Source organism: Intrasporangium sp. (assembly GCF_035688975.1).
In the GTDB taxonomy this organism is placed as follows: domain Bacteria; phylum Actinomycetota; class Actinomycetes; order Actinomycetales; family Dermatophilaceae; genus CALMNV01.
Window position 1 is genome coordinate 1 of the sequence record NZ_DASSMH010000074.1, and the last position, 4,317, is coordinate 4,317.

Annotated in this window: 5 protein-coding genes; 2 read left to right on the plus strand and 3 right to left on the minus strand. The window is 72.3% G+C overall.

Annotated elements, in window-relative coordinates; all coding sequences use genetic code 11:
• Positions 1–162 (plus strand): ISAzo13-like element transposase-related protein (locus VFJ94_RS07520; protein WP_414654582.1); only part of this gene is annotated, 162 nt, incomplete at its 5' end.
• Positions 163–169: 7 nt separating this feature from the next.
• Here the strand turns inward: VFJ94_RS07520 and VFJ94_RS07525 are convergent.
• From VFJ94_RS07525 to VFJ94_RS07535, 3 genes are read right to left on the minus strand one after another with little or no spacing between them, the layout of a single operon-like run.
• On the minus strand, positions 170–568 hold the full coding sequence (locus tag VFJ94_RS07525; protein WP_325003583.1) for a DUF3054 domain-containing protein: 399 nt from the start codon (positions 566–568) through the stop codon (positions 170–172).
• A complete protein-coding gene (locus VFJ94_RS07530) occupies positions 565–1,557 on the minus strand; it encodes a ribose-phosphate pyrophosphokinase (RefSeq protein WP_325003584.1) in 993 nt (330 codons plus the stop codon). The genes VFJ94_RS07525 and VFJ94_RS07530 overlap by 4 nt, the downstream gene beginning before the upstream one ends.
• Before the next feature lie 37 nt (positions 1,558–1,594).
• Positions 1,595–2,605: an alpha/beta hydrolase gene (locus VFJ94_RS07535; RefSeq protein WP_325003585.1), complete on the minus strand. Its 1,011-nt coding sequence runs from the start codon at positions 2,603–2,605 to the stop codon at positions 1,595–1,597.
• A gap of 68 nt (positions 2,606–2,673) precedes the next feature.
• Between VFJ94_RS07535 and dop the strand changes: the two genes are divergently transcribed.
• Positions 2,674–4,200, plus strand: coding sequence for a depupylase/deamidase Dop (dop, locus tag VFJ94_RS07540; RefSeq protein WP_325003586.1), 1,527 nt, complete (start codon positions 2,674–2,676; stop codon positions 4,198–4,200).
• The last annotated feature ends 117 nt before the right edge of the window (positions 4,201–4,317 follow it).

Below are 4,317 nucleotides of genomic sequence, written 5' to 3' on the forward strand. Positions count from 1 at the left end.
TCGGTGCGCGCCGAACTCGACACGAACACCTACCCGGTCGGCGTGAAGATCCCCGACCAAACGATGCGCGACCTCGAGACCAAGCACATCCTGCAGCGCCACGACTTCCACGGGGAGTGGAACTACACGATCCACCCCGAAAATGCGCGTGTTGAAAACTGACAGTCCCTTATTCAAACGGGACTCGCCGGGCCGGTGAGCCGGGCAGGGCGACCACGGCGCGCCAGCCGACCAGGAGCAGCGCGAGCACGACGCCCGCGACGACGACAAACGTGGCAGCAGTGCCGCCACCCGTCACCCGACGCAGCAGCATGCCGAGGACGAGGGTCGCGAACCACACCGTGATGCCGGGCCCCACGCCGAGCGGCCAGTCCTTGGCGCGGAGCCGCACGAGTGCCCAGCCCACGATGGTGCCGACGAGGAAGGGCCACGCCGTGCCGAGCGCGCCTGCGACGGCGGAGCTTTCCGCATGACTGGCCCGGCCGGCGGCGGCGAATGCGGTGACGAGCACGGCGTCGACGGCGAAGGCGACGGGCGGCCGGCGCAGCCACCTCAGGGCAACGGTCAATGCCGTGCCGTCTCGAAGGGCAGCGTCGCCTGCGGCGGCGCGTGCGTCGGGTCCACGCCCTCGAAGAGCGACGAGATCGAGCGCCCGTGGTGGATCCGGCTGATCGCCTCGGCGAAGAGCTGGGACACCGAGCGCACCTGCAGCTCCGGCCAGTCCTCGGGCGGCGGCACCGTGTCGGTCGTGACCACCTCCGTGACGAAGGGGTGGCGCCGCAGGCGCTGGACCGCCTTGCCGGCGAAGAGGCCGTGGGTGCACACGAGGGCGGCCTCGGTGGCGCCGGCGTCCTCGAGGCGGTCGAGCAGCTCGACCATCGAGCCGCCCGTGGCGATCTCGTCGTCGAGGATGATCGCCCGCTTGCCGGACACGTCACCGACGATGGCGTCGATGAGGACCCGGTCGTCCGCCAGGCGCTGCTTGGAGCCGGCCGCGACGGGCAGCCCCAGCAACCGGGCGAACTGGGTCGCGACCTTGGCGTTGCCCAGGTCGGGGCTGACGACGATGGAGTTGTCGAGGTCCGTGCCGCGGAAGTGGTCGGCGAGCACACCGATGGCGGTGAGATGGTCGACCGGTGTGGAGAAGAAGCCGTGGACCTGCGGTGCGTGCAGCGCCATCGTGAGCACCCGGGAGGCCCCGGCGGTCGTGATCATGTCGGCAACGAGACGACCGCCGAGCGAGATGCGCGGCGCGTCCTTCTTGTCCGAGCGGGCATAGGCGTAGTGCGGCATCACCGCGGTGATCTGCGCGGCCGACGCGCCCCGGGCGGCATCGATCATGAGGAGCAGCTCCATGAGGTGCTCCTGCGTCGGGGGGACGAGCGGCTGGATGAGGTAGACGTCGCGCTGGCGGCAGTTCGCGAGCAGCTGCGCCTGCAGGCAGTCGTTGCTGAACCGTCGGATGTGCGTGGGGGACAGGCCCACCCCGAGGTGCCCACAGATCCGGTTCGCCAGTGTCAGGTGCGCCGACCCGCTGAAGACGACCACATCGTTCACGGCCCAGTTCCTCTCGGTGTCCCCGCCCGCATGCAGCCTAGTCGACCACTCCTGACCCCGCGTGCCGGGCCACCCACTCGGCGAGCTCGCGGCGGCTCGCCCGCCCCACCCTCGTTGCGCCGGGGAAGCTGGCGAAGCCGTGCGGCGCCCCGGGATAGTTGGTGACCTGGACCGGCACGCCAGCCTCCCGCAGCCGGGCGGCATACGCCAGGCCCTCGTCGCGCAAGGGGTCGAGGTCCGCGGTCTGCACCAAGGCGGGCGGCAGGCCGCTCAGGTCGAGCGCGTGCAGCGGCGACAGGAGCGGGTCGGTCAGGGCGAGCGCGTCCGGCCCGTCACCGCGGTAGTGGGCGAGGAACGCCTCCATGTCCGCACGGGTGAGGACGGGGGCGTGGGCGTGCTCGCGCACGGATTCGGAGCTCATCGTGGCGTCCGTGCCGGGGTAGAGCAGCGCCTGGTGGCCGACCCTGGCGCCGCCCTCGTCGCGGAGCACGCGGCTTGCGACCGCGGCGAGGTTGCCGCCGGCGGAGTCGCCGGCCACGCCCAGGCCGTCGGCCACGACCCCGAGGCGGTCGGCCTCCTCGGTGACCCAGCGGACCGCGTCGACGGCGTCGAGCACCGCCTGGGGCGCCCGGTGCTCGGGCGCGAGCCGGTAGTCGACGCTGACGACGACGACGCCGGCCTCGTGGGCGAGGTACGTGCAGAGGGGGTCGTACGCGCGTGGCTGGCCGAGCACCCAGCCGCCCCCGTGGAAGAAGACGACGCAGGGCAGGTGCGAGGGGCGCGGAACGGAGGCGCTTGCCCCCGGCAGACCCGGCCGGTAGACCCGCACCGGCACCGACGCGCCGTCGCGGGCCGCAAAAGAGGTCTCACCCACCTCGACGTCGGAGTAGAGCGGGCCGGTCACCCACGTGTAGGGGGCCCGTGCCGCGGCCACCCAGTGGCGCACCGTCTCGATCTCCTCCGGCGCCAGGGCACTGATCGCCCGCCGTTCCCGGCGCATGAGGGCGACGAGCAGGCGGGTTCGCAGGGGCATCGAGGAGCGGGGCACGCGCACAGTGTGCCAGCAGCGGCAGGCACTCCCGGGGGGCCCGGCCCGCGGCCGTTAGGGTCGTGTGCATGACGGTGCGTCGGATCATGGGGGTCGAGACGGAATACGGCATCTCCGTGCCCGGTGACCCCGTCGCCAACCCGATGTTCCTCTCCGGCCAGGTGGTCAGCGTGTATGCCGCGGCGCACGGCATCCGCTCCAACCAAGCCAGCTGGGACTACGCCTTCGAGGACCCGCTGCAGGACGCCCGCGGCTGGCACCTCGACCGGTCGGAGGCGGACGCCAGCCAGCTCACCGACATCGAGGACCCGAGCCTCGCCAACGTCGTGCTGCCCAACGGCGCCCGCTACTACGTCGACCACGCCCATCCCGAGTACAGCTCCCCGGAGTGCACGGTGCCCCGCGACGTCCTCGTCTGGGACCGGGCCGGCGACGCCATCGCCCTCGAGTCCGTCCGCCTGCTCGCGAGCCGCCCCGGGCAGGCCCCGGTCAACCTCTACAAGAACAACACCGACGGCAAGGGCCAGTCCTATGGCACGCACGAGAACTACCTCATGCCCCGGCGGACGCCCTTTCCCGACATCGTCGTGCACCTGACGCCGTTCTTCGTCACCCGCCAGGTCGTCTGCGGCGCCGGTCGGGTCGGGATCGGGGTCGACTCGCGCACCCCGGGCTACCAGATCTCCCAGCGCGCCGACTTCTTCGAGACCGAGGTGGGGCTCGAGACCACGCTCAAGCGGCCGATCATCAACACCCGCGACGAGCCGCACGCCGTGGCGGACCAGTACCGCCGGCTGCACGTCATCATCGGCGACGCCAACCAGCTCGACGTCGCCTCGGTGCTCAAGCTCGGCACCACCTCGCTCGTCCTCGGCATGATCGAGACGGGCCACCTGCACGACGACTGGTCGATCCGGCGGCCGGTGTCGGCGCTGCACGCGGTCTCGCACGACCCGACCCTGCGCACCACGGTCGAGCTCGTCGACGGGCGGCGCATGACGGCCCTGGACGTGCAGTGGATGTACCACGACGCGGCGCGCGCGTGGTTGGACTCCCGCTCCGACGACCCGGTCCCGCAGGCCACCGAGGAGGTCATGACGCTGTGGGAGGACGTCCTCACCCGACTCGGCAGGGACGTGTTCTCCTGCGCGTCCGACGTCGACTGGGTGGCCAAGCTCCAGCTGCTCGAGGGCTACCGCTCGCGTGACGGGCTCGCGTGGGACGACCACCGGCTCGCCGCCATCGACATCCAGTGGGCGGACGTGCGCCCGGAGAAGGGGCTCGTGCACCGGCTACGCGACCGCGGCCGCCTGCGCGACCTCGTCCCTCCCGAGCGGGTCCGCGCGGCCCAACGAACGCCGCCGGAGGACACCCGGGCCTGGTTCCGCGGCACGTGCGTGAGCCGGTTCGGCCCGGCGGTCGTCTCCGCGAGCTGGGACTCGGTCGTCTTCGAGGTGCCCGGCCGGACCAGCCTGCAGCGGGTGCCCATCCTCGAGCCCGAGCGCGGCACCCGCGCCCAGGTCGGCCGCCTGCTCGAGGAGAGCCGCGACGTGACCCACCTGCTCGACGGGCTCGCCGCCCCACCGGTCTCCTGACCCGCAGCCTCGGCCCCTCTCCGTGGTCGAGTGGCCAGTTTGGTGCGGGGCTGGCTGTGCGGAAGTGGCCACTCGAGGGGGCTGCTGGGTCGAGTGGCCAGTTTGGTGCGGGGCTGG